At 62.7% G+C, this 23,314-nt stretch carries 22 protein-coding genes, 1 tRNA gene and 2 pseudogenes; 14 read left to right on the top strand and 11 right to left on the bottom strand.

Annotated features, from left to right (window positions below; genetic code table 11):
* Positions 1 to 13: 13 nt before the first annotated feature.
* The 9 genes and pseudogenes from proB to BN1233_RS32020 all read left to right on the top strand — a co-directional run bounded on the left by proB (position 14) and on the right by BN1233_RS32020 (position 9,194).
* A complete protein-coding gene (proB, locus tag BN1233_RS31980) occupies positions 14 to 1,186 on the top strand; it encodes a glutamate 5-kinase (RefSeq protein WP_046867682.1) in 1,173 nt (390 codons plus the stop codon).
* 71 nt (positions 1,187 to 1,257) lie between these two features.
* Entirely contained in the window at positions 1,258 to 2,544 is a 1,287-nt protein-coding gene (locus BN1233_RS31985) for a glutamate-5-semialdehyde dehydrogenase (RefSeq protein ID WP_046867683.1), read from the top strand.
* 25 nt (positions 2,545 to 2,569) lie between these two features.
* A pseudogene (locus BN1233_RS31990) lies at positions 2,570 to 3,193 on the top strand (nicotinate-nucleotide adenylyltransferase); the annotation flags it as partial.
* A gap of 540 nt (positions 3,194 to 3,733) precedes the next feature.
* The gene (gene rsfS / locus BN1233_RS31995; protein WP_074078411.1) at positions 3,734 to 4,126 is read left to right on the top strand and encodes a ribosome silencing factor; all 393 of its coding nucleotides are present in this window, start codon (positions 3,734 to 3,736) and stop codon (positions 4,124 to 4,126) included.
* Between the two features lie 15 nt (positions 4,127 to 4,141).
* Complete coding sequence (gene rlmH / locus BN1233_RS32000) at positions 4,142 to 4,636, top strand: 23S rRNA (pseudouridine(1915)-N(3))-methyltransferase RlmH (protein WP_046867684.1); 495 nt, start codon at positions 4,142 to 4,144, stop codon at positions 4,634 to 4,636.
* 79 nt (positions 4,637 to 4,715) lie between these two features.
* Positions 4,716 to 6,041, top strand: coding sequence for a murein hydrolase activator EnvC family protein (locus BN1233_RS32005; RefSeq protein ID WP_046867685.1), 1,326 nt, complete (start codon positions 4,716 to 4,718; stop codon positions 6,039 to 6,041).
* Entirely contained in the window at positions 6,041 to 7,366 is a 1,326-nt protein-coding gene (locus BN1233_RS32010; protein WP_046867686.1) for a S41 family peptidase, read from the top strand. Before BN1233_RS32005 ends, BN1233_RS32010 begins: the two co-directional genes overlap by 1 nt.
* Before the next feature lie 221 nt (positions 7,367 to 7,587).
* On the top strand, positions 7,588 to 8,634 hold the full coding sequence (locus BN1233_RS32015; protein ID WP_052764016.1) for a divergent polysaccharide deacetylase family protein: 1,047 nt from the start codon (positions 7,588 to 7,590) through the stop codon (positions 8,632 to 8,634).
* Positions 8,634 to 9,194, top strand: a complete 561-nt coding sequence (locus tag BN1233_RS32020) for an RNA pyrophosphohydrolase (protein ID WP_046867687.1) — start codon at positions 8,634 to 8,636, stop codon at positions 9,192 to 9,194. Before BN1233_RS32015 ends, BN1233_RS32020 begins: the two co-directional genes overlap by 1 nt.
* Positions 9,195 to 9,489: 295 nt before the next feature.
* Here the strand turns inward: BN1233_RS32020 and BN1233_RS48665 are convergent, their stop codons facing one another.
* Positions 9,490 to 9,744, bottom strand: a complete 255-nt coding sequence (locus BN1233_RS48665; protein ID WP_052764017.1) for a DUF1236 domain-containing protein — start codon at positions 9,742 to 9,744, stop codon at positions 9,490 to 9,492.
* Positions 9,745 to 9,793: 49 nt separating this feature from the next.
* On the opposite strand from BN1233_RS48665, the gene BN1233_RS48670 reads away from it, so the two are divergent.
* Positions 9,794 to 10,255 carry a hypothetical protein gene (locus BN1233_RS48670; RefSeq protein ID WP_187144420.1) on the top strand — a complete coding sequence of 154 codons (462 nt, stop codon included), beginning with the start codon at positions 9,794 to 9,796 and terminating at the stop codon, positions 10,253 to 10,255.
* 274 nt (positions 10,256 to 10,529) lie between these two features.
* Here BN1233_RS48670 and BN1233_RS32035 read toward each other — a convergent pair whose 3' ends face one another.
* On the bottom strand, positions 10,530 to 10,940 hold the full coding sequence (locus BN1233_RS32035) for a DUF1236 domain-containing protein (protein ID WP_046867689.1): 411 nt from the start codon (positions 10,938 to 10,940) through the stop codon (positions 10,530 to 10,532).
* Positions 10,941 to 11,099: 159 nt separating this feature from the next.
* Between BN1233_RS32035 and BN1233_RS32040 the strand changes: the two genes are divergently transcribed.
* The gene (locus BN1233_RS32040; RefSeq protein ID WP_046867690.1) at positions 11,100 to 11,339 is read left to right on the top strand and encodes a hypothetical protein; all 240 of its coding nucleotides are present in this window, start codon (positions 11,100 to 11,102) and stop codon (positions 11,337 to 11,339) included.
* Positions 11,340 to 11,454: 115 nt separating this feature from the next.
* Here BN1233_RS32040 and BN1233_RS32045 read toward each other — a convergent pair whose 3' ends face one another.
* The gene (locus BN1233_RS32045) at positions 11,455 to 11,658 is read right to left on the bottom strand and encodes a hypothetical protein (protein WP_046867691.1); all 204 of its coding nucleotides are present in this window, start codon (positions 11,656 to 11,658) and stop codon (positions 11,455 to 11,457) included.
* Positions 11,659 to 11,783: 125 nt separating this feature from the next.
* Positions 11,784 to 12,704, bottom strand: coding sequence for a DMT family transporter (locus BN1233_RS32050; protein ID WP_342341678.1), 921 nt, complete (start codon positions 12,702 to 12,704; stop codon positions 11,784 to 11,786).
* A gap of 128 nt (positions 12,705 to 12,832) precedes the next feature.
* On the opposite strand from BN1233_RS32050, the gene BN1233_RS50660 reads away from it, so the two are divergent.
* Both BN1233_RS50660 and BN1233_RS32060 read left to right on the top strand, forming a co-directional pair.
* A complete protein-coding gene (locus BN1233_RS50660; protein ID WP_280139459.1) occupies positions 12,833 to 12,961 on the top strand; it encodes a hypothetical protein in 129 nt (42 codons plus the stop codon).
* A 140-nt stretch (positions 12,962 to 13,101) separates the two neighbouring features.
* Positions 13,102 to 13,590 (top strand): DUF1622 domain-containing protein, encoded by a 489-nt coding sequence (locus BN1233_RS32060; protein ID WP_342341679.1) that lies wholly within the window; start codon positions 13,102 to 13,104, stop codon positions 13,588 to 13,590.
* A 45-nt stretch (positions 13,591 to 13,635) separates the two neighbouring features.
* Here the strand turns inward: BN1233_RS32060 and BN1233_RS32065 are convergent, their stop codons facing one another.
* From BN1233_RS32065 to BN1233_RS32075, 3 genes are all read right to left on the bottom strand, one after another.
* Positions 13,636 to 14,598 carry a cation diffusion facilitator family transporter gene (locus tag BN1233_RS32065; RefSeq protein WP_046867786.1) on the bottom strand — a complete coding sequence of 321 codons (963 nt, stop codon included), beginning with the start codon at positions 14,596 to 14,598 and terminating at the stop codon, positions 13,636 to 13,638.
* A gap of 106 nt (positions 14,599 to 14,704) precedes the next feature.
* A complete protein-coding gene (locus BN1233_RS32070) occupies positions 14,705 to 14,944 on the bottom strand; it encodes a hypothetical protein (RefSeq protein WP_046867694.1) in 240 nt (79 codons plus the stop codon).
* 1,074 nt (positions 14,945 to 16,018) lie between these two features.
* Positions 16,019 to 16,103 (bottom strand) — tRNA-Leu (locus tag BN1233_RS32075).
* A 185-nt stretch (positions 16,104 to 16,288) separates the two neighbouring features.
* Here BN1233_RS32075 and BN1233_RS32080 point away from each other — a divergent pair.
* Complete coding sequence (locus BN1233_RS32080; RefSeq protein ID WP_046867695.1) at positions 16,289 to 16,786, top strand: disulfide bond formation protein B; 498 nt, start codon at positions 16,289 to 16,291, stop codon at positions 16,784 to 16,786.
* 16 nt (positions 16,787 to 16,802) lie between these two features.
* Here BN1233_RS32080 and BN1233_RS32085 read toward each other — a convergent pair.
* The 4 genes and pseudogenes from BN1233_RS32085 to BN1233_RS48675 form a co-directional block, all read right to left on the bottom strand.
* Positions 16,803 to 17,012 (bottom strand): annotated as a pseudogene (locus BN1233_RS32085) (HNH endonuclease); the annotation flags it as partial.
* Positions 17,013 to 17,498: 486 nt separating this feature from the next.
* Positions 17,499 to 18,194 (bottom strand): gamma-mobile-trio protein GmtX, encoded by a 696-nt coding sequence (gmtX, locus tag BN1233_RS51325; RefSeq protein ID WP_425311759.1) that lies wholly within the window; start codon positions 18,192 to 18,194, stop codon positions 17,499 to 17,501.
* A gap of 6 nt (positions 18,195 to 18,200) precedes the next feature.
* Positions 18,201 to 21,302 (bottom strand): VPA1269 family protein, encoded by a 3,102-nt coding sequence (locus BN1233_RS32090; protein WP_046867696.1) that lies wholly within the window; start codon positions 21,300 to 21,302, stop codon positions 18,201 to 18,203.
* Positions 21,302 to 22,165, bottom strand: a complete 864-nt coding sequence (locus BN1233_RS48675; RefSeq protein WP_187144421.1) for a tyrosine-type recombinase/integrase — start codon at positions 22,163 to 22,165, stop codon at positions 21,302 to 21,304. Before BN1233_RS48675 ends, BN1233_RS32090 begins: the two co-directional genes overlap by 1 nt.
* Between the last annotated feature and the right edge of the window lie 1,149 nt (positions 22,166 to 23,314).

Raw genomic sequence — 23,314 nt, forward strand, 5'->3', positions numbered from 1 at the left:
AGGAACCCGGCCCATGACGCCCGATCTCGGCAGCTTCAAGCAGATCGTCCTGAAGGTCGGCTCGGCCCTCCTCGTCGACCGGGCGCGCGGACGCCTCAATCACGCCTGGCTCTCGGCGCTCGCGGAGGACATCGGCGACCTGCACGCCCGCGGCGCTGATGTGCTCATCGTCTCCTCGGGCGCCATCGCGCTCGGGCGCACCGTGCTGGGCCTGCCGCCGGGGGCACTCCGTCTCGAGGAGAGCCAAGCCGCTGCGGCCGTCGGGCAGATCGCGCTCGCGCGCTACTGGTCCGAGGCGCTCGCCCACCAGGGAATCACGGCCGGGCAGATCCTCGTGACCTTCACGGATACGGAGGAGCGGCGGCGCTATCTCAATGCCCGGGCAACGGCGCTGAAGCTGCTCGAGCTCCGGTCCGTTCCGGTCATCAACGAGAACGACACCGTCGCGACGGCGGAGATCCGCTACGGCGACAACGATCGTCTCGCCGCCCGCGTCGCCACGATGATCGGCGCGGATCTTCTCGTGCTGTTCTCCGATGTCGACGGGCTCTACACGGCGCCGCCCGCGATGGATCCGCAGGCCCGGCACCTGCCCGTCGTCGAGCGGATCACGCCGGCGATCGAGGCCATGGCCGGAGGCGCGGCCTCCGAGCTCTCCCGCGGCGGCATGCGCACGAAGATCGAGGCCGCGAAGATCGCGACCGCCGGCGGAACCCACATGGTTATCGCGGACGGTCGGGTGAAGAATCCCCTGCGCCGCGTCGCCGAGGGCGCGCGCTGCACCTGGTTCCAGACGCCGTCGAACCCGGCCACCGCCCGCAAGACCTGGATCGCGGGCTCGCTCGAGCCGCGCGGCGTGCTGCAGATCGACGACGGCGCGGCCCGCGCGCTCCGCAAGGGCGCCAGCCTGCTGCCCGTGGGCGTGCGGCGCATCGAAGGCAGCTTCGCGCGCGGCGATGCGGTGGTTATCCGTGATGCCCGCGGTGAGCTCGCTCGTGGCCTCGTCGCCTACGATGCCGAAGACGCCGCACGGATCATCGGCCGCGCGAGCCGCGAGATCGAGAACCTGCTCGGCTATCACGGTCGTACCGCGATGGTGCACCGGGACGACATGGTGCTGACGGGCTCCGCACCGGACGAGGAGGCCGGGGAGGGGCCGATTTCCCGCATCGAGGGAGCGGCCTGAAATCGACAAAGATGGACGACTCTCCCGCGCGGCAGGCGGGATGATATCGTAACGATGAAAAGGGCACTGGCATGGACGCAGTCAGGGTGATCGAAGGCGAGGATATCGTGACCCTCATGGGCCGCATCGGCCGGGAGGCCCGGGCGGCTTCGCGGGCAGTGGCCTTGGCTCCGGCCGAGACCCGCAATGCGGCCCTGCGCGCCATGGCGGCCCGCATCCGCGCCCGCGCGGCGGAGATCCTCGCGGCGAATGCCCAGGACGTCGCCGAGGCGAAGGGCCGTGGACAGGCGGCCGCCTTCGTCGACCGCCTCGTGCTCGATCCTGCACGCCTCGAGGCGATCGCCGCGGCCGTCGAGGCCGTGGCGGAACTCCCGGACCCGGTCGGCCGCGTGCTCGCCATCTTCGAGCGTCCGAACGGCCTCGTGATCGAGCGCGTCGCGACCCCGCTCGGCGTGATCGGCGTGATCTTTGAGAGCCGTCCGAACGTGACGGCCGATGCCGCCGCGCTCTGCCTGAAGGCCGGCAATGCCGCGATCCTGCGCACCGGTTCGGAGAGCTTCCGCAGCGCGCTCGCGATCGCCGAAGCCATGGGGGAGGGGTTTGCCGAAGCCGGCCTGCCCGCCTCCGCCGTGCGCCTCGTGCCGACACGGGATCGGGCGGCCGTCGGTGCCATGCTCGGCGGGCTCGACGGCGCCATCGACGTGATCGTGCCGCGCGGCGGTCGCAGCCTCGTCGAGCGCGTGCAGGAGGAGGCGCGGGTGCCCGTCTTCGCGCATCTCGAGGGCGTCTGCCACGTCTTCGTCCATGAGAAGGCCGACCTCGCGATGGCGGAGCGGATCGTCCTTAACGCCAAGATGCGCCGCACCGGCATCTGTGGCGCGGCCGAGACGCTCCTGGTCGACGAGGCCTGCGCCGATACGCATGTCGCGCCGCTCGTGCGGGCGCTCCTCGATGCGGGCTGCGCCGTGCGCGGCGACGCCGCGACCCTCGCGGTCGATCCCCGGGTTACGCCGGCGACCGAAGAGGATTGGCGCACGGAATATCTCGACGCCATCATCGCTTGCCGGGTCGTGCCCGGCCTCGAGGCCGCGATCGCGCATATCGAGACCTACGGCTCCCACCACACGGATTCGATCGTCACCGACGACGTGGCGGCGGCGGAACGTTTCCTCGCCGAGGTCGATTCCGCGATCGTGGTCCACAATGCTTCGACCCAGTTCGCCGATGGCGGCGAGTTCGGGTTCGGAGCCGAAATCGGCATCGCGACCGGGCGGATGCATGCCCGCGGCCCCGTCGGCGTCGAGCAGCTCACCTCGTTCAAGTATCGCGTGCACGGCGCCGGGCAGACGCGGCCGTGATGCGCCGCAGCTGGCGCTTCGCATGATGCTGCGCCGCAACGCGAGCGGCCTGCCCCTGCACCTGCCGCCGCTCGCTCCCGGCCTGCGGATCGGCCTCTACGGCGGGTCGTTCAACCCTGCCCATGCGGGCCACCTGCATGTGAGCCGCCTCGCGATGCAGCGCCTGCGGCTCGACTGGGTCTGGTGGCTCGTGACGCCGGGAAATCCCCTCAAGGATACCCGCGAGCTGGCGACGACGGCGCAGCGCGTCGCCTCCGCGCGACAGGTCGCGCGCGATCCGCGCATCCGGATCACGACCGTCGAGGAGGAGATCGGCTCCCGCTACACGGTCGACACGCTCGCGATCCTGCGGGAGCGCTATCCCGCCGTTCGCTTCGTGTGGATCATGGGAGCGGACAATCTCCTCGGCTTTCACCGCTGGCGAGGTTGGGACCGGATCGCCGCCCTCGTGCCGATCGCCATCGTCGACCGCCCGGGCTTCACGCTCCGCCCCCTGCAGGGCCGCACGGCGCGGCGCTTCGCCCGGGCGAGAATCCCGGAAGAGGAGGCGGCCTCCCTGGCGGACCGCGAGCCGCCCGCCTGGGTCTTTCTCCACGGCCCACGCTCGACGCTCTCCTCCACGGCCCTGCGGCGGGCCGTGAATTCGACAAAGGGGGAGCCGGCGCGAATGTCACATGACACCCGACGCGGCGCCGCCACCCTCGCCCGCCGCCCTGCGGGCGTCGACCTCTCCCATCGAGGGAGAGGTGAAGCCTCGCCTCTCCCCTTGTGGGAGAGGTCGGACGCGAAGCGTCCGGGTGAGGGGTGAACCGCTGCGCTATCCTGTTGTTGAAACTGTGAAGTTTCCTTATGATAGCTTGGCGTTGCCGCCCTCGGGCGCTCTTTGCGAGAGAGGTCGCCCCGTTTTGGCAGAACGAACCCAAATGGCTCAAATGTAATGTGTCTGCAGTGACTTGTCTTAACCTCGCCCCCTGTGGAAGAGGTCGCCCCGAAAGGGCGGGCGAGGTGCCGGCGCTACCATATCCGGATATGCACACCCGCAACCCCGAGCCCCGCTCCATCGCCCGGCCCGCGGCGAACTTCCTTCCGCTGCGTGTGTTGAAAAGGGGTGCCGCCCGATACTATCTTACCGGTGCGGCGCACGTGATGCGCTGATTTTGAGGGTCTGGAACTGAACCGACTTTCCATGATGGAAGTGGACGTGAATCCGCTTCTCCCTCCCTCCGGAGCGAGGGCTTCCGACGGGGAGGACATGCGGGCAATCGCCCTGCAGTGCCTCGAGGACATGAAGGCCGAGAATACGGTCGAAATCGATCTCGTGGGCAAAACCTCGATCGCTGATACCATGATCGTCACCTCCGGCCGTTCCCACCGCCACGTGGGCGCGATCGCCGAGCGCGTGCTCGAAGTCCTCAAGGACAAGGGCTTCGGGAGCTTGCGCGTCGAGGGCCTGCCGGCCAGCGACTGGGTGCTGATCGATGGCGGCGACGTCCTGATCCACATCTTCCGTCCCGAGGTGCGTGGCTTCTACAACCTCGAGAAGATGTGGGGCGCCGACCGTCCGGCCGAGCGCGTGGCTTAAAACCCGATCACGGCCGTGCGGCTTGCCGTCCTTGCCGTCGGCCGTCTGAAGAGCGGCCCGGAGCGCGAGCTCGTCGAGCGCTACCGGCAACGGGCCGAGGGGATCGGCCGCGGTCTCGGGTTCTCCGGGCCCGATCTCGTGGATTGGGCCGAGAGCCGGGCGCGCCGCGAGGAGGAGAGACGTCGCGAGGAGGCCGATCAGCTTCTGTCGCGGGCAGGCTCCTTCGCGCTCGTCGCCTTCGACGAGCGCGGCCGATCCATCTCGAGTGAAACCTTCGCGCAGCGGATCGCCGCCTGGCGCGATGCCGGCCGTCCGGGGCTCGCCTGCGTGATCGGCGGCCCCGACGGCCTCGATCCGCGCGTCCGGGACCGGGCCGATCTCATCCTGTCCTTCGGCGCGCTCACCCTTCCGCACCAGATCGTCCGCGTCCTGGTCGTCGAGCAGCTCTATCGGGCGCTCACGATCCTGGCCGGGCACCCTTATCACCGGGCAGGGTCGGATCCCTCGTGAGCGGCCGAGCGCCGCCGATCATAGAACGCTCACCTTTCTCGGAGAGAGTCCGAATCATCGTCCGGGACCGAAGAATTCCGTGAAAGCCGTGCGTCCTCTGCCTGTTCTCCTCGTGCTCGCCGGCTTGGCGGGACCTGCCCTGGCGCAGGTCGCCCCGGCGGAAACGCCGGCCTCCGTCGAGGCCACGGCGGAGGAGAAGGCGCGGCGCGAGCAGGAGCTGAAATCCCTCGAGGAGGCTCTCGCAAACAACGAGGAAGCCCGCGCCCGGCTGGAGAAGGAACTGGCCGGCATCCGGGGCGACCGGACCCGCCTCAACCAGGCTCTCATCGATGCCGCAGCGCGGGCCCAGGAGGCCGAGGAGCGCATCCGCGCCCTGGAGCAGCGCCTCACGACGCTGTCCGCCAGCGAGACCGCCATTCGCCGCTCTCTCGAGAGCCGGCGCGGAGTCATCGCGGAAGTCTTCGCGGCTCTGCAGCGCATGGGGCGGAAGCAGCCGCCGGCGGTGCTCGTTCGCCCCGAGGACATGCTCGCGGCGGTGCGCGCCTCGATCCTGCTCGGCGCCGTCCTGCCCGAACTGCGCGCCGAGACCGAGACGCTCGCGGTCGATCTCGGCGAGCTCGTGCGGCTCAAGGAGGCCATCAACACGGATCGCGTCACCCTGCGGACGGAGATCGCCGGGCTGCTCGAGGAGCAGCAGCGCCTCACGGGCCTGATGGACGAGCGCCAGGAGCAGCTCCAGGAGATCGAGCGCAGCATGGGTTCGGAGCGCGAGCGCGCGGCCGAGCTGGCCCGCCAGACCGGTTCTCTCAAGGAATTGATCACCCGCATGGAGCACGAGATCGCCGCTGCGCGGCAGGCTGCCGAGGAGGCCCGGAAGGCCGCCGAGGCCCAGGCCGCGGCGGTCCGCGAGCGCTTCGCCCAGGCCGCCTTCCGGGATCCGGCGCGCTTGGCGCCGAAGATCCCCTTCGTGGAGGCGCGCGGCCTCCTTCCGAAGCCCGTCAGCGGCGAGGTCGTCCGCGAGTTCGGCGCCTCCGATGGCTATGGCGGAACGACGCGCGGCGTTTCATTCGTTACGCGGCCCAAATCCGTCGTGGTATCTCCGACCGATGGCTGGGTGGTCTTTGCCGGCCCGTTCCGATCCTATGGACGACTCTTGATCATCAACGCCGGCGGTGGGTATCATCTCCTTCTGGCAGGCATGGAACGGATCGCCGTCGAGGTCGGCCAGTTCGTCCTTGCCGGGGAGCCTGTCGCCACGATGGGCCAGGCATCCCCGGTCTCGCCGGCGGCTGGCGCTCTCGAAACGACTGAACCCGTTCTCTATGTAGAGTTCCGTAAGGACGGCGGTTCGATTGATCCTGGGCCCTGGTGGGCGAAACCGCACAGCGAAAAGGTTCGCGGGTAATGCGCAGATTCTCTCTCGTTCTCATTGGCGCCGCCGTCGGCGCAGGTACCGCGACCCTGGTGTCGCAGACCGCGCTCCTGTCGAGCACGAATGCGGTCGCGGCTTCGGCGGAAACGTACCGGCAGCTTTCGCTGTTCGGCGACGTGTTCGAGAAGGTACGCACCGACTATGTGGAGCGCCCCGAGGAATCGAAGCTCATCGAGGCGGCCATCAACGGGATGCTGACCTCGCTCGATCCGCATTCGAGCTACCTGGACGCCAAGAGCTTCCGGGACATGCAGGTGCAGACCCGCGGCGAGTTCGGCGGCCTCGGCATCGAGGTCACGATGGAAGAAGGCCTCGTGAAGGTCGTCACGCCGATCGACGACACGCCCGCGGCGCGCGCCGGCATCCTCGCCAACGACATCATCACCTACATCGATGACGAGCCCGTGCAGGGCCTCAACCTCAACCAGGCCGTCGAGAAGATGCGCGGCCCGGTGAACTCCTCCGTGCGCCTGAAGATCCAGCGCAAGGACCAGAAGGATCCGATCGAGGTGAAGCTCACCCGCGAGACGATCCGGATCCGGCCCGTGCGCGCGCAGGTCGAGGGCGACGACGTCGGTTATCTGCGCGTGACGCAGTTCAACGAGCAGACCTACGACAACCTCCGGTCGGCGATCGACAAGCTCACGAACGATATCGGCCCGGACAAGCTGAAGGGCTGGATCGTCGATCTCCGCAACAACCCGGGCGGCCTGCTCGACCAGGCCATCATGGTTTCGGACGCCTTCCTGGAGCGCGGCGAGATCGTCTCGACCCGCAGCCGCAACGCCGACGAAACGCAGCGCTTCAATGCGAAGGCCGGTGACCTCACGAAGGGCAAGCCGGTTATCGTGCTGATCAACGGCGGCTCGGCCTCGGCCTCGGAAATCGTCGCCGGTGCGCTGCAGGACCAGAAGCGGGCGACCGTCATGGGCACCCGCTCCTTCGGGAAGGGCTCGGTCCAGACGATCATCCCGCTCGGCGGCAACGGCGCCGTCCGGCTCACCACGGCCCGCTACTACACCCCGTCGGGGCGCTCCATCCAGGCCAAGGGCATCGATCCGGACATCGAGGTCCAGCAGGACATCCCGGACGAGCTGAAGGGCAAGGACGAGACCAAGGGCGAGGCCGGCCTGCGCGGGCATCTCACCAATGGCGGCGAGAAGGAGGAGAAGGGCGGGTCTTCCGCTTACATTCCGCCGGATCGCAGCAAGGACAAGCAACTCATCGCGGCGGTCGAATACATGCATGGCCTGCGCAAGGACGCCGCGAGTGCGCCACCCACGAAGGTCCAGAACTGAAGGGCTCACGGAGCGGGTGGCGAACGCCACGCTCCGGGACGGACTGCTCTGAAGCCGAGCTGATGTGTGGAGCGCCGCTGCGGATCCGTCTGCAGCGGCCAAATTTTTTAACGTTCCTCTTTGTTGGCGGATGAAGCACGTGCCATCAACATGGCGCCCGAAATCCCTATGATTCGGGCGTCCTCCGTCCTTTTTGGAGGGGTGGCGCCCGTCCGGATGCGATGCCCGAGCCCGTGAAACCATCGATCAGGCCTGCCCCACGCACGAATTCAGGATATGGCGGCCGCGCCGTGCTGCTGCTGGTGGCCGGCCTCGTTCTCGGCGTCGGCCTGGCGGTCTTCGGATTGCAGCTCGGTTCCCCGTCCGGCCCGCCGGCCGTCGCGGTGATCCGGAGGGCGGAACCCGCTCCGCCGGTGGCGGCCGATCCAGCACCGGCGCCCTCTGCTACCACGCCAGCCACGGCTCACGGAGCCCTGGCGCCGGCTCCCGATCCTCGCCTCGTAGAGCGGAGCCGCTTCGGGCCGCTCCCGCGGATCGGCTCCGACGGGGCTATGCCTGCCCTCGTCTATGCCCGTCCGGCTACAGCCGCCCCGGCGCAGCCGCGGATCGCGGTCCTCGTCACCGGTCTCGGGACCGGCGAGGCGGTCACCCTCGAGGCGATGTCGCGTCTGCCTCCCGACATCACGTTCGCCTTCGCGCCCTATGCGAGCGACCTCGACCGCCTTGTCGGGCGAGCCCGTCAGGACGGCCATGAGGTGATGCTGGAGCTGCCGCTCGAACCTTTCGATTATCCCGACAGTGATCCGGGGCCGCATACGATCACGGTAGCGGCTTCCGCGGCCGAGAACCTGGAGCGGCTGCATTGGGTCCTCGGGCGCTTCGCGGGATATACCGGCCTCGTGACCCTCATGGGGGCCAAGGTCACGGTCGACGAGGCGGCGCTCGCGCCCGTGCTCACGGAAATCGCCTCACGCGGCCTGACCTTCGTGGACGATGGCCGCTCCGGCCGTTCGATCGTGCGCAGCGGGCGCATGGGCGCAGCCGCGACGCGGCGGGCCGATATCGTCATCGACGCCGTCCCCCGGCCGGATGCGATGGAAGGGGAGCTCGCGCGGCTCGAGAAGCTCGCAGGTGAGCAAGGCGTTGCGCTCGGGACCGCTTCGGTGACGCCCGGCAGCATCGAGGCCCTCGCGCGCTGGTCCCAGGGCCTCGCCGAACGGGGCGTCGCGCTCGTGCCGGTCAGTGCTCTGCAGGAGGCAGGCGAGTGATGAAAGGGCGCAATCGCTCCCGCTCCCGTTCGCTCACGAGCCTTCCCTACCGGGCTTGTGTCGGCGTGATGCTGCTCAACCAGGACGATCTCGTGTTCGTCGGCCGCCGCAAATCCGAGGCCGGCGGAGAGCACGTGGCCGACGGCTATGCCTGGCAGATGCCGCAGGGCGGCATCGATCCCGGTGAGGCGCCGCTCGATGCCGCGCTCCGGGAATTGTACGAGGAAACGAGCGTGCGCTCGGTCCGTCTCCTCGCGGAGGCGCCGGACTGGTATTGCTACGATCTTCCCGCCGTCGTTGCCGGGCGGGCCTGGCGCGGGCGGTACCGCGGGCAGAGCCAGAAATGGTTCGCCTTCCGGTTCGAAGGCGACGAGAGCGAGATCAACATCCGGGAGCCCGGGGGCGGGCACCACAAGCCGGAATTCGACGAGTGGCGATGGGAGCGCATGGAGCGCCTCCCGGAGCTCATCATCCCGTTCAAGCGCGACGTCTATGAGTCGGTCGTCTCGGCGTTCCACCCCCTCGTGAACGTCTCACAGGATCGCGGCGCCGCAGAATGACGGGCGACTTCCGTTTCGTCTGAAGTCATCCACCCTGACACTGCTAGCCGCAGGCGAAGTGATCCATCCGTCGACGGGTAGATTGCTTCGCCTGCGGCTCGCAAAGACGGAGGAGGACCCAGCGCCTGCTCTCGTTTCCGGCAGTGCTCCTCGCGTCTTCACGCCCACCCCGTCATTGCGAACGAAGTGAAGCAATCTGCTCATCTCACTGCAATGAAGCGCGCCCATGAGAATGAGCGCGCCTCATCGAATGACCGGCAACGCGGGATGCTAGGCCGATCATGTCTTTAAGCCGTTACGCCGCGTTGTGGATGACCTCGACGATGCGGCGTGTCTTCGGCTGGATGATGACGATGTCGTTTCCGACCACGATGAAACGATAGCCTCGGTAGGCCGGCACGATCTTCACGATCGTTGTGGGAAGCTCATGGAGACGCACGTCTGCCGGGACTACGGTGCCCGTGCTGACCGAGAAGCTCACATTGGTGACCGGCTTGACGTCGACCTTAGTGATCGATTGACGGATTTCGGTCTGCTGCTGGGTCGTCAAGGTGGGCGCAGACGTGCTGCCGGTCGTCTTCGTATCAGCGTGAGTGCTCGTGCTGGTGCCGGAGTGGCGCTGTTCCGCCGTTCCGGATGTCGATCCGCGGTTCATCGTTCCGGTGGCCGATTGCGAGTTTCGCGGCGCGGTCGCCGAGCCATTCGACTGGGCGGAGCTGCCTTGGCTCTGGGATCCGCTCGGCGCGGCCGCCGAGCTGCCGGATTGGGACATGCCACTCTGGCCCGACGGGGTTCGGACCCCCGGAGAGGATGTCCCGGACGGGCCGGAATCCATCGAACCCGAACCCGATCCCGAACTCATGGACCCGGAGCCCATCGACCCGGAGGAGCCGGATGTTCCGGAACTCGACTGTGCCATGACGCCAGCGACGCTCAGAGACAGCGCGGCTGCGGCGACAGTGCTGACTAAACCGATACGCATGGATACCTCCATTGCTCCGGACGGTTCCCGCCCGGCCGAAGTCAACGCGCAGCGGTCGACAGCCGTTCCTCTGCAGTAAAGTAGTGCCGGAGAAGTGATCGCCGATTTTCAAGATGAATAGTAGATGAATAGCTTGGCGGTCTTCGACGGTGGAAAATTCTGAAGTAATCGTCGGGCCAAGCGGGCTTCGATCCTGATCGCCTTGGTGAGCGACACCCAGTGAGGTGCACGGACGTGTCACGACCGCAACGAGCCCCGCTCGGGAGCTCTGCGTTCCGCCCCGGCCGTTCATCGCCATGCAAAATGGAAGAGCGGCCCTGAGACCGCTCTTCGTACCTGCCGCAGACAGGAGCTTACCTGATAACCTCGACGACGCGCCGAGTGCCCGGCTCGACGATGACGCGTTGGTTGTTCACGACGCCATAGCGGTATTCCGTCTGAACCCCGACGTCCGGAGGAAGTTCATAGAGCTCTACCGTCCGCGGGAGCGGCTGCCCTACGACGACCTGCTCCTGCACCCGTACCGAGGGCCGCTCCTGCTGGATGACATATTGCCTGACCTGACGGGATTGGTCCGCCGTAAGGCCGCCGATGATGGCGCCGGCCGCCCCGCCGACCACGGCTCCCACCGGGCCGCCGACGACCGCGCCGCCGATCGCACCCGTCGTGGCACCCGCGGCCGCGCCGGCCTCCGATTGCGCAGAAGCCGCGAACGGCATTGCGAATGCCGCGAGACATGTAATAGTAAGAAGACTTTTCCTCATGGTGATTATCTCCAAGCTCATCGGCAACACAACGTGCCGAACGGCCAAGCGTTCCGGCGCCGCCGATAAGCTTTTTTGCAACTGTGCTTGCTGACACTGTGGGAACTCCCAAGCGTGGCACCGCATTGTTTCCCGCAGCGAAGCAATGGAGATTCGACCATGAAGTTTGTGCTTGTTGCTGCCGCATCGCTCTTCGCGACCGTGGCCTTCGCGCAGGACACGACGGTGATCCATAAGCACGATCCCGGCTCGACCACCGTCATTGAGAAGCGGGATGATCCAGTTGTGATCGAGAAGCGGAAGGTCGAGACGACGGGCAGCGTCGGCTGCGAGACGACCACGAAGCAGCGCACGGACGCATTCGGCGACACGACGACCAAGAAAAAGATCGAGTGCTGACTGCGATTACCGCTCACGTTCTCGGCGAAAACCGCAAAGCGCCAGCAGGCGCTTTGCGGTTCAAGTGCTCTTTGCTCTCCGGGAAAACTCTCTGTGCAGGATGACCGGGTGCGCTTCAGCGCGTGTCCGGATCCCGACCGCCAGCTGAGCGGTTCTGCTGGTCCTGGTGCTTGCGGTTGAAACGCTCCCGATCCTGCGCGAGACTCTCCCAGGTTTCCGCCATCTTCATGAGTTGGTCGCGCTGGTCGCCCTGCTCCATCTGCGCAGCGAGGGCTCGGCATTCGGCGGCATGCTGCCGGTATTCCGACGCTTTTTTCATTGCATTCCCCTGGAACGTTCGAGACTCAAGCACTTGGTGCCCAGAATAGGGCGAATGGGGGAAATGCTCTACTCCCGGGCCGGTCTACTCACCGCGCGAAAGCCGGTGGACCGGCGCTCTCGTCGTCACTCGCGGCGAAGGGCAATTGCCACGCCGCTCAGGGTGAGCCCGAGAGCCAGGACCTCCTTGAGGCCCAACAGCTCACCGAGGGCGAACGCGGCGCCCACGACCCCGATGACCGGCGTCAGGAGCGTCGCCATGGAGGCCGTGGTCGGCGGCAATCGCCGCAAAGCCGCGAACCAACTGAGATAGCAGATGCCCATCGGAACGACCGTCATGTAGGTCATCGCCCCCAAGCCCGCCGGGGTGAGCGCTTCGAAACGTGGCTCCTCGAAGAGCAGGCCCAGGATGATCATGGGAAAGCAGGCGAGGCCGACTTGCCATGCCGTGAGCGAGATCGGCGGCAGCGGCAACGGTGAACGCAGGGTCACCGTTCCAAGGGCGAACAGGATCGCAGCCGCGAGGGCGAGCGCGGCGCCCGGCCACCGATCGGATCCGAGCAGGACGTGTGACCCGCCGAAGAGCACCGCCAGGCCCGAGATGCCGAGCACCAGCGCTGCGATGCCGCGCAGGCTCGGTCTCGCGCCACGGATCGGCCAAGCAAGGAGCATGGCCCAGATCGGCATCGTATAGACGAGGAGCGCTCCCTCGCTGACGCTGAGCCACACCATCGCCATGGTCGAGAAACCCATCCAGGCAAAGACGTTCAGCGCCGCTGCCGCGCAGAGCGGGACGAGAGCTCTCGCCGGGACAGCCAGGGACTGCCGAGAGGCGATTGCGGCAAGGGCTAGCCCCGCGGCCGCGAACGAGCCGGCAACGCCCCGTGCGAAGAGGGGAGGCCAGTCGCGCAGGACGAGCTTCATGACCGGCCAATTCAGGCCCCAGCCGATCGCCGTGATGAGAACGAAAAGAAGCCCGATCTGACGGGAGCGGTTGGAGGAGGGAGGCATCGGGACGCTGTTGCCGTCTTCTCGGGGAATGGTCAAACGCGGACTCCCTTGGGCACCTATCCTGCGTGTGGAGTGTGAGACGTTCGGATTCTGCAATGACCGTTCAGCCTGGATTAAGCTGCGTTGCCGTATGGGCGTGCCTGCACTTCCAACGGTTGAGTCAGATGGAAACCTGGACGGACGTCCTCTCCTTGGCGCTCGAGCTGATCGCTAGCGGGCCCGTACTGCTGCTGGTCGTGCCGCTCGCCTGGATCGTTGCCGAGAGCATGTGGTCCCGAGGCGAGCCCGAGTGATGCCCATCGCTGTGGCCGCGTGATCGTGGGCCGGCGCGGGAACACAGCTTCCCGCGGGTGCTGTCGTAGACTCCTCGTGCAAGGACATCGAACTCCGCGCGCAGCGTTCCGTTGTGTCTCCGACTCTTCGAGGAGGCACCATGCTTCGCATCGCGGCCGTCGCCTTGTTCGCGCTGATCGGCGCGTCTGCCTTTGCGCTCGATCTCTCCGCGCAGGGACAGGCCGAGGCGGGACCTCCCCGGGAGATGATCGATGCCGCTCTCGAGTGGATCTCGACCGGGATCGAGATTGCCGGGGTCGCGATCATCGTGATCGGTGCAGCGGCCGCAACCGTCGTGTTCGTCCACGGCGGGCTCGTGACGGTCGGCTGGCCGGCCGCCTTCCTCCGCTATCGTGCCAATCTCGGACGGGGCATCCTCCTCGGGCTGGAACTTCTGGTTGCGGCCGACATCATCGGCACGGTCGCGGTGACGCCCTCCTTCGAAAACCTCGCGATCCTCGGCCTCATCGTCCTGATCCGCACGTTCCTCAGCTTCTCCCTGGAGGTCGAGATCGAGGGACGGTGGCCCTGGCGGCGGGCGGAGGCCAAAGCCTCGGCGTCTCAGGGCACGGCCGGCGAGCGGTTCTGATTGCACTGAAGCCAAGGGCAAGCGGTACATCGGCTAGCGATCCGCTCACGGGTGGACATGCCCGTGCGTGTGAGGTGCATGTGCCCCGGCCATGCGAGAACGCCTCGTCTCGATACATTCTCCGCGCTCCGTCTGAATGGTGGCGTGGCCGAGTCCGAAGCGCTCGGCCAGGATCGCCTGCAGGCCCTGCAGGGCCGCGTCATGGTCGGCGTCGTCCGCGATCCGTGCGTGCAACGTAATCAGGGGCCGCTCGGGTGTGAGCGCCCAGAGGTGGATGTGATGAATGTCGACGACACCCGGGACCGCGGAGGTCAGCTCGTGCTTGAGTGCCTCCACGTCGAACTCGTCCGGCGTGCTCTCCATCAGGACGTGCCAGGATGTTCGTGTGATCTCCCATGCGCTTCGCACGATGAGAAGCGACACGACAACGGAGAGGATCGGATCGATCGGCATCCATCCCGTCAGCAGGATGATCCCCGCCGCCACGATCGCGGCGACCGAGCCGAGGAGATCCCCGAGGACGTGGAGCACGGCGCCCCGAATATTGAGATTGCCGCGATGGCCCGACTTCAGGATCAGGAAGGCGACGACGTTCACCGCGAGGCCGGAGGCCGCGACGGCGAGCATGAGGCTGCCGAGCACCTCGACGGGCCGGAAGAACCGCGCGATGGCCTCGATCACGATCCAGGCAGCGACCCCTATTAGGGCGGCGCCGTTGATGAAGGCCGCGAGGACCTGAAAACGATGATAGCCGTAGGATCGCTGCGGGCTCGCTGGCCGGCGGGCGATCCGGGCTGCAAACCACGCCAGGGCCAGGGCGGCCGTGTCGGTCAGCATGTGCCCGGCATCCGCGATGAGGGCGAGAGACCCTGACAGGAGGCCCCCCGCCACCTCGGCCACCATGAAGCCGCCGGTCAGGAGCAGGGTCCAGAACAGGCGGCGCTCGTCGCTGATATCGTGTGAATGGCTGTGCCCCGCATGACCGGGGCCGGAATGGGAATGGGCCACGCCCGACCTCATCGCTGCTCATCCGGTCCAACGACGGGTGCCGGCCTTCGTTCAATCCCGTGAGGCGCTCCGGGCCATTCCGATCAGAACCTGTGGGATTTGTCGGTCAGACCTCCGATGCAATGACGTGGAGCTTGCTCACGTCATGGTTCATCAGGTCTGCCGGTCGTGCATCCCGCCAGAACATCTCGCATTTGGTCAGGCTCTCCTTGGATTTGTGGGCCAGCCAGACCCTCACCTCGACCTGCACGACGATCTTCTTCGTGAAGCGCTGGACCCGGTAGCGGATGCGCCCGCTCAAATCGGTTCGCGTCACACGCCATCTCAGTCCCCAGCTGCTCACCATCCCGACCTCCGTCGCCGGCCGCCCGACATGGGTAGGAAATAAGGCACAACACTGGTTCGTCTCCTTCGGTTCTTTCAACAGAGAGCGATCTGCGCTGACAGTTTTTCTTCGGCTGATGTCGCGGGCCAAAACTGGCCCCCTGCCGGCTTTGGATAGGACGCCCTGGATGAATGATATTCGCCCAAGGAGGTGTTGGTTTTCGGCTCAGGATCGAGCTCGCCTGACAACACTGAGGACCGGCCCTCGAAAGTGCCCGTAGCGGCCCAGCGGCGACAGCATTCGCACCTGTCGCCGGCACGCAACTTTCGAAGTCCCAAACCGCGCTAATTGGCTTCGGACGGATCCATCGTTGCGGGTGGCCCCGCCACACCGAGGGCAATTTCCGTTTTGGGCTGTGTGGATTCGCCAGCCATCCAGTATCTGGACGGTCAGAAACAGCAAGATTCCGCGACGCTCATCGTCAGGCAATCCGCCCGCGTTTCGCCGACCGCCGAGCCACTACGGAACATGGACCGTAATGACCGGGACGACCACTCTGACGAGGCCTCCCCGACAGCCAGATGACTGTCGCGAAACGGTTATCGTGAGCGTCTCGACAGGCAGCTTCGATGTCGGCACGGCTCTTCCATCAGATGCGGACGACGTTCACTATCTACGCGTCGCCCGTGAGCAGATTGGCGAATGCAGCCGTGTCATGCTGGTTCCAGTGAGTCGCGAAGGCTGTCCCAAAATTACGTAAGTCAGGCATGATTTGCTTCCAACATTGATCACCTGATCTGTCGGATGGAACGCTTCGTGGATGAAATCCGCTCAGGAGGGATTGTATCAGATGATCGACTCGGTGAGATCGCCTCGCGCACTCTTTGTGCCGTTTCGACATTCGGTCTTGTGGGCCGAATGCCTCGGACCACTCAACCCCGAGGCTCTCCGCATAGCAACAAGGGTGCTCTAGCCGCTCGACAGAACAGGCCGACATTCGGCAGTCACGACTGCCCACGCGTTGGACGCAGGGGGTAGCCCGTGAACTTCGCGGGAGCCGTCATCGGCTGAAAAATAACAATTTCTTGCGGATATTGGTGCCCCTGGCCGGGATCGAACCAGCACTCCTTGCGGAACTCGATTTTGAGTCGAGCGCGTCTACCAATTCCGCCACAGGGGCATAAGCTGCACCTATCATGGCCCGCGAAAGCCGGTCAACGAAACGGCACGCGGAATTTTCAGTCGGTCGGTCAGGGCTCCTCGTGAGAGGCGAGACGATACCGTCCCTTGGCGACTTGCCCGCTTCCCGTTATGGCCTCTGCTCCTGGCGAAAGTCGCTGTTCCGTTGCGCCGAAGCAGATCACCATGCGCTTCCCCCTGACCCTCCAGCAGACCGGGCTTGCGATTGCCGTCGCCGCGGCGGGAGCCATCGGCGGTGCCTTCGTGTTCCAGTACGGTCTCGGACTCGCCCCCTGCAAGCTGTGCCTTCTCCAGCGCAATCCCTATTATCTCGCGATCCCGCTGGGGCTCGCGGCTGCGCTGGCGCCCCCGCGATGGAGCCGGATCGCCCTTGGGCTTCTCGTCATCGTGTTCCTGGTAAGCGCCGGCCTCGGAATCTACCATGCCGGCGTGGAGTGGGGCTTCTGGCTCGGGCCGAGCGATTGCGGAGGTGGTGCGGCCTCGACGGGCTCGATGAATGATTTCCTGCAGCAGCTGGAGCGGACCAGGGTCGTCAGCTGCACGGAGGCGGCGTGGCGCTTTCTCGGCCTGTCGCTGGCCGGCTGGAACGTCGTGATTTCGCTCGGAGCTGTGCTCTTCGCCGGTGCATCTCTCGCCGGGAACCGGAAGCGTTCGGCCGCCTGAGGTTGGACGATCTGCGCTACGGCTCCAGCTCGCTGTCCCAATAGAGATAGTCGAGCCAGCTTTCGTGGAGATAGTTCGGCGGGAAATGCCGGCCGTTGGCGTGCAAATCGTGCAGCGTCGGCGCGAAGGGGGCCTGCCGGGGCACCATCTGGACCTCGCGGGGGAGGCGGTCGCCCTTGCGGAGATTGCAGGGGGAGCAGGCGGCTACGACGTTGGTTTCTGTGGAGCTTAAGCGGACCGTCTAACAATCCGCGATACCTACCAAAAAAACTCACTCATCTACTATGTTGGGAAGTTCGGTAGTCCGGCATAGATACCCCTATATCTTCTATATTGAAAGGTTAGTTGCTGCTGCTCATGTGCCACAAAGTTGCAGGAGTGCACAAAGGGTGGTGCTGGCTCGACCTGCCTTGCGAGGGGGGCTTGGGGGGAGACCAATAACCTGTGGGTCTTGATCAGAAAGGTGTGACTAACCTGTTGATCATTGCCCCAGAGACATTTTGACGCACCAATTGAGATGGGTTCTGCCCTGACGGCACTTTGAAGTCGAGATGGATACGTCTGTACACGCGCCTTGGGGCCATGAGGCATGACCGAGCGCAAACGATAGAGGAGGGCTTAGTCTGCGCCTCATCACAGACGCCGGACGGGCCATTTCCAAGGACTAGCTTCAGGTTAAGTCTGAAACGCAATGTGGCCCAGTGCTGCTCATCTACGATCCGGAAATTTTACGCAGCGCACGAACAAACGTAACTGGCATAACAATTCGGCCCGTCTCGTCATTGAGGAGACCAAGAGCTTCGTCAATCCTGAGGCCCTCGTTGTATAAAAAAGTGGGGTCCAGAAAGTCTCGAATACTCTGCTTCTCTGGTTCCGATAGGGTACTTTGGTTTGGTGACAATGCTCCTGAACTGGACGATGGATTTTGTGGGAACGGCCCGTAACACTGCTCTGGTGTAAGGTCCCGGACTGGAGCGAGCCGCTGCAAAGCTCTTTTGGCGGCCAGCGCATCTTGTCGATCTCTAGCACTCGACTCTTCCAGCCACCGCACTCGCGCTTGCAGCGTACTATCAGTAATCAAAGGTACGATGCTGCCCAGCTTCACTCGATGTTGCTCGGCCTCGCTCTTCCGCTGGATAGCCGCACAGAGGTCAACGAGCCGCTTAAGCCTGGAGGGCTGATCTCTGATACTCTGAGCCTTTGGTCCCCCATACTTCGACGTTAAGCGCCGACCGATCTCTGCGACTGTTATTGTCTCTCCAGACCTCAGCATCTCGTCACATGCAGCCCAAAGTCGGGAGATGGTTGCTCTACCTCGCGCAGTCGTCAAGGCGAGCAACTCATCGCGAAATGCCTGCGCAAGTCGATACTCTGCACTCTCCAGCAGATCAGAAGTAGTCGGGCTCACAGTCGGTTACTCGGTTTCAGTGCTTGCTCTAGGTCTACTCTGAGTTGGGATCAGAAGGCGCTCTTTATTCCCAAACAAGCCCGAATGTTTCTGAAATTCCGCATCCAAACCTAGTGATCTGAGTGTTGTGTGCCCATCCATCAAAGAGCGCAGCCGGTCCCTTCCTACCTTGTCCTGAAGAAACCGTGTGAGCCGATTGCCAGATGCGAGCGCCTCTTCGTCCGGCAAGGCGTAGAAAAAGGGCTCGTAGCCGTTCCGCTTGAGAAACTGATCAAGAATTTTGCCTTTGCGCAGGGGTGCAGATGGCTCGGCTTTCTCGGGGAATACCTCGCAAGCCTGAGCTACGAACTCGACAAGATCAAACTCGCTGGTGTGTTCAAGAACAAGCTCAAGATCGCTCTGGTTCGAGAGACTGATCAGGGAATTACTATCATCTCGTTCTGAAGCGTGTAGAAGCGCACGGGACCTCTCGATCAAGGCGAACCGAGCCTGCCAAGTCTTTAGCATCTCGTCGATCTCGATCTCTAATGCGTCCACCTGCGTACGCCATCGCTCAAGACGCCTCCCTACGGTACCCTTTGTCACCTCTTCTGCAACTTTCCTCTTCAAGCGATCTAAGTCTTTAGCCCTTTCTGAGATCGCAAATGCGAGATTGTTAAACGCGACAACCTGACCGTTGATGAATGCTGGCCCCGTAATGAAGAAGCGGCATCGTGCGCAGTTTCTCGGCCCTCCCGGGACTGGTGCGTAATAAGCATTATTGTGAGATGACAAGCGCTCTCCACCTATATCGCAGAGCGCTCTCCCAGTCGGGCATATTCCATCAATCCCGATGGACCAAATTCCAGGTGTTGAGTCTCTGAGCAGTTGATAGCCATCATCGCCATTGGCAACCGTCCGCGACAGAAAATCGGCGCTCCCGTTCTTGAGAGCAGTCACTAATTCGTCTTCCCAGCCCTCTTCTATCGTGTCCATGGCCTCATCGAGAATGTCCGTGATCTTGCTCGGTCCGAACTTCGTATAATGAATAGACATCAGCAGGGTGCTGTGACCTGCTACGAACTCTGCGATGACTTGAATTGGTACGCCCGCTTCGGCGAAGTGAGTAATGCCAGAAACTCGGAGACCATGTAGGGAATAGGGCGAGACCAAACCTTGTTTCGTTCGGATGACGAGTTGAACACCTTCACCTTCATCATTCAGTCGCCGCTCCGCTTCCTCTAGGACCGCCAGGAAAAAGTTTCTCATGCGCCCGTGGGGAACAGGCTCATCTCTCGGCGCAGACCTGTTCGCCGGGTCTCGGAAGAGGAAATAGTAGCCCGGAAGATTCCTCGCCGCCTCACTTGGCCTGAGCTTCACGTCCGACAGATCGCGACGGGTCAATTTGCGTGGCCCTGCATTGTACGTGCGTTGCCAGTCCAACAGAAATTCCAAGTGTGATAGCAAGCTATCACATTGCCATGGGATGTCATACGGCCTCTCGAATTCGGTGGAACTTAGAGCGGCTGACTTATTCGTTGTAATATGCAAGCCCGTGTAGTAACGCTGGGTCGTCCCATCATAAATTCGTTTAAGTAGGCCCTCTTGCCTTCCCGGTTCAGAAATCGGGCTAGAATTAGGGATGAACTCATTCGTTGCGAGATGAGGGATGAATTCGTCACCCTCGCCTGAATCAAGCAGACGCATCTGGATCGTCCGGATGGGGATAGTCAGAAGGAGGAGAAGAGCCACGGCACGGGCCGGGCACCAGATACGCTCGTAGATGTTGCTGGGTGAGTAGACCGTACAATAATCGCTATCTAGCGTTCTCGGCCACGCGTAATCATCTTCAACGATGATCTCCTTCATTAATTTTATAAGCCGTACTGGCAATACCTCCTTGTTGGTTTTTCCTGAGAGATTTCCGCGCTTCCAGGCAAGGTCAAAATCGTGTTCTAAAACTGGGTTGCTCCAGCTTCGAGAGTGGTCCCCAAACTCGTCATGCCAACGAGAAAAGAATGACCGAAGCTGAGTAAATGCAACGTATCCAATCTTCTTCTCAAAGTCGCCACTCGATCCAAGGTACTCGTAGAAAGTCAACCTTTGTGAGGCGTTCCGCCGTATAATGTGATGCCTTTGAACCAGCGCAGGCGAGGTAGGTGGTGCATCCATAGACATCAGGAAGTTACAGAATTTCTTCAATCCAGAAACCAGATGCGTGGGATTTTTGAGTGGCTGGGACTGAATGTACCATGAGAAACTCTGCGCCCACTCATTAAGGTCCGGACGCTCCTTCACAAGCCATGTGAAGGACGGTGCTCCAATCCCATCGTTGGCGCGCTTTACCCGAAGCCAATATTTCGAGGAGAAGTTGGGAACCGGGGAGATGGGTCTGCCGCGCTCTGCCTCGATCACATACATGAACTCGAAAATCTTATTGAAAAGTCCTTGTACGCGAGAGTACCAAGTCGGGCTGCTTTTTTCTGAACAAAGTGACGTGCGTAGTTTGTCGTCCAGAAAATGCCAGAACGCGTTATAAAAGGTGTCATCGAAGTCAGAAACGTCAGTCACATCAACAGCCAAAGCAAAGCGACCGAAGAGGGTGCGGAGTAAGACTTGGTCTCTTTCATTGATGTCATAGCTCTCGGCAAGAGCAGCTATAGCTGGCAGGAGACGCCCATAGATAGTTCCGTCAGGGGGGTCCCCGACCGCACCCTTCCTTAGCCACGGAACAGCGGAGGTAGATATTGCCCCAAGTGGGAAGAGGATCAGTCCGGAGTATCTTGCTCGCCCTAGCAGGTAACGCAAACCCGTACGATGCCGTATCTCGATATTACGACACTCTCGGAGGTCGCTTTCCTCGACGAGCGCATTCAAGATCGCTCCAATATCCGCATTGCTGCTCGCAGTACGCAGATTCTCTTGCACTGCAAGAAAGTAAGTCCTTACCTCCTTCCTGTAGTTAAGAGGGCTGCTCTGATATCCGGCCAAGTCTGCATCGAGGGATTGAGCGAATACCCGCCAACTGTCTAGGGATGGACCGGTAAGCGCAAGCGATGATAACGACAGGTTTGCTCGTGCTCCCGCAGGAAACGGGCGTACGTCGTTGATAACGTGCAAGGCATCCATCAAAGGGCTCCCAAGTTCCAGGGTGCGAAGAGTTTCAATGGGTCACAGGCCCAGTCATATGGTTCAAACTCGTTCGTAAGACTCTCTGGCGGCTTGCCCGATTCAAAACCGGCGACGGCGTTGAGTGCTCTTGTAATCTTCTCGGGAGAAGGTCTGGTGTAAACCATCTGAGACTCAATGCTGTGATGGTGCATCGCGTGCTGAATAACGATTGGCCTGACACCCAAGTCTGTGAGCGTCTGTCCATAGAGGTGTCTGAGTCCATGGGGATTGGTTCCGCGCTCGCGGCTCCGCTTCTCCTTTATTTTGCAGAGAGCGTCATCAAATGCGTCATCAAATGCAGATATTGTCCAGGGTTCGCCGAAGTTCTTGTGATCCTGGCAAATGAAATAGTAGGGGTGGCAAAGCCCTACAGGTCGCAAGTGCGTGATGTAAATAGTATGAAGCCGGTAGAACAGCTTCTTGAGCCCATCTGATATCCAGTAGAGTCGGGCGTAGTTCTCTGGTGAACCATAATCAAGCAACAAGTTCTTCCAGCCGCTGAAATTTCCGTGTCCCTTTGGGAGCAGGCTACGCGGGCGAAGATTGAACTTTGCGGCTAGGTACTCCTGGCGCGATCCTCTACGCAACGTGGCATCTTGCGTTTTCCAGGCTGCAAGCCCCATCTCAGGGTGATAGAGGCGTACTTCGTCAAGTCGTACGTCGTCCGCGAAGATGTGGAAAAGCTCGCTCTTCCGTATCCCGCATCCGGCTAGGAGTACGATGCTCAACATCAAGCAAATGTTGAACTGGTTCGGAAATGGGTGGCCGAAGTCGGTTGCTCTACGAGCACGGCGGCAGCCTTCAAAGATCAGTGGCTTCAATAGGTCTCTCGGGAAAACCGAGACACGCTTGGATTTCTGAGCCCTCATTGCTCTAGCGGCACGGTCTGGTGCAATTGATGGACGGCGCAAACAGAGATGATAAAGTTTGCTGTGTTCTGGTCGCTGCTCGCGAGCAAGAGAGCGCTCCAAGCTTCGGGCAAATCGACCTCGCCTGAGTACGTTCTCATCACCCAGCAGATCGTCACAGTACTTGCAGAATTCGCGAACGATGGTCCGAGTATGGCTTCGGACCGCAGTTGAGGCTGGCCGCCAGCGTAGGCCCGTTGGGTCCGATCCGTCAGGTTGGATCGTACCTGCGTCCAGTGTGGAAAAGAAATTCGAGAGAAGTCTATCTGCGCTGCTCGGTGTTAGCGGGCTGGACTCGGTTGCGTGAAAATAATCGTACAAAAGTCCAAGATAGCTCGCTGCCTTCTCATGCCAACTGCTGCTCTTGCTGCGGTTAGCGGGACAACTCAGGAAGCGCCACGCCTCGTAAAGAATACAGCCATCCTCCAGGATGATTATCGGGATCGTACGGCCAGCGGGAATTTCCACCGGCACCCATGCAATGGTGTGGTAGCGGCGCATTGGATTGCTGGTGTTAGGAGAGGTTGTCTGTCCTCTCCGCCTGTCGATTTCGGCTTTCTGTTACACCGGCGTTCGGAGTGCTCTCAGCAACATCTGGGGTTGCCTTCGTGTGTTGATTCGCCTTCCCGCTGCCCATGATGGCGCGTTGAACAGCACTGCCCGTTGTGGATGCTTCTATGAGGAGCGTAACTTCGTCCATTGGTCCTGGAATGTGAACAGTGCGACCGGCAATGATCAGCATCTGGCCGTGACACTGGTCAGTATCGCTGAGCCACTGAATGCTTTGAATTCGGATGCGATGCTGACATCCATCGCTATCATCCACTGTAATGAATTCGCCTCTTCGCATCACTGATAGGTGTCCTCTTTTTACAATGGCTAGTAAATCACATCTACGAAAATGTGCAACGTAAATATTCAAACGATTTGTCGTAAACGAAAACTTGTATTATCGTCGGTCGTGCCTTCCAATAACATGTCGGGATGCTTTTAGTAACCCAAGCTCATGTTGCTCCCGCTGCCGAAATTGCTTCCGAAAATAGCTCCTGTGACTGTACTCGT

This window comes from Microvirga massiliensis, from assembly GCF_001006805.1.
Classification (GTDB): domain Bacteria; phylum Pseudomonadota; class Alphaproteobacteria; order Rhizobiales; family Beijerinckiaceae; genus Microvirga; species Microvirga massiliensis.

What these genes read in the sequence shown, in the direction of transcription:
- proB (WP_046867682.1), top strand. Translation starts at nt 14, where the DNA reads ATGACGCCCGATCTCGGCAGCTTCAAGCAGATCGTCCTGAAGGTCGGC.
- BN1233_RS31985 (WP_046867683.1), top strand. Translation starts at nt 1,258, where the DNA reads ATGGACGCAGTCAGGGTGATCGAAGGCGAGGATATCGTGACCCTCATG.
- rsfS (WP_074078411.1), top strand. Translation starts at nt 3,734, where the DNA reads ATGGAAGTGGACGTGAATCCGCTTCTCCCTCCCTCCGGAGCGAGGGCT.
- BN1233_RS32010 (WP_046867686.1), top strand. Translation starts at nt 6,041, where the DNA reads ATGCGCAGATTCTCTCTCGTTCTCATTGGCGCCGCCGTCGGCGCAGGT.
- BN1233_RS32015 (WP_052764016.1), top strand. Translation starts at nt 7,588, where the DNA reads ATGCCCGAGCCCGTGAAACCATCGATCAGGCCTGCCCCACGCACGAAT.
- BN1233_RS32020 (WP_046867687.1), top strand. Translation starts at nt 8,634, where the DNA reads ATGAAAGGGCGCAATCGCTCCCGCTCCCGTTCGCTCACGAGCCTTCCC.
- BN1233_RS32035 (WP_046867689.1), bottom strand. Translation starts at nt 10,940, where the DNA reads ATGAGGAAAAGTCTTCTTACTATTACATGTCTCGCGGCATTCGCAATG.
- BN1233_RS32040 (WP_046867690.1), top strand. Translation starts at nt 11,100, where the DNA reads ATGAAGTTTGTGCTTGTTGCTGCCGCATCGCTCTTCGCGACCGTGGCC.
- BN1233_RS32045 (WP_046867691.1), bottom strand. Translation starts at nt 11,658, where the DNA reads ATGAAAAAAGCGTCGGAATACCGGCAGCATGCCGCCGAATGCCGAGCC.
- BN1233_RS50660 (WP_280139459.1), top strand. Translation starts at nt 12,833, where the DNA reads ATGGAAACCTGGACGGACGTCCTCTCCTTGGCGCTCGAGCTGATCGCT.
- BN1233_RS32060 (WP_342341679.1), top strand. Translation starts at nt 13,102, where the DNA reads ATGCTTCGCATCGCGGCCGTCGCCTTGTTCGCGCTGATCGGCGCGTCT.
- BN1233_RS32070 (WP_046867694.1), bottom strand. Translation starts at nt 14,944, where the DNA reads ATGGTGAGCAGCTGGGGACTGAGATGGCGTGTGACGCGAACCGATTTG.
- BN1233_RS32080 (WP_046867695.1), top strand. Translation starts at nt 16,289, where the DNA reads ATGCGCTTCCCCCTGACCCTCCAGCAGACCGGGCTTGCGATTGCCGTC.
- BN1233_RS32090 (WP_046867696.1), bottom strand. Translation starts at nt 21,302, where the DNA reads ATGGATGCCTTGCACGTTATCAACGACGTACGCCCGTTTCCTGCGGGA.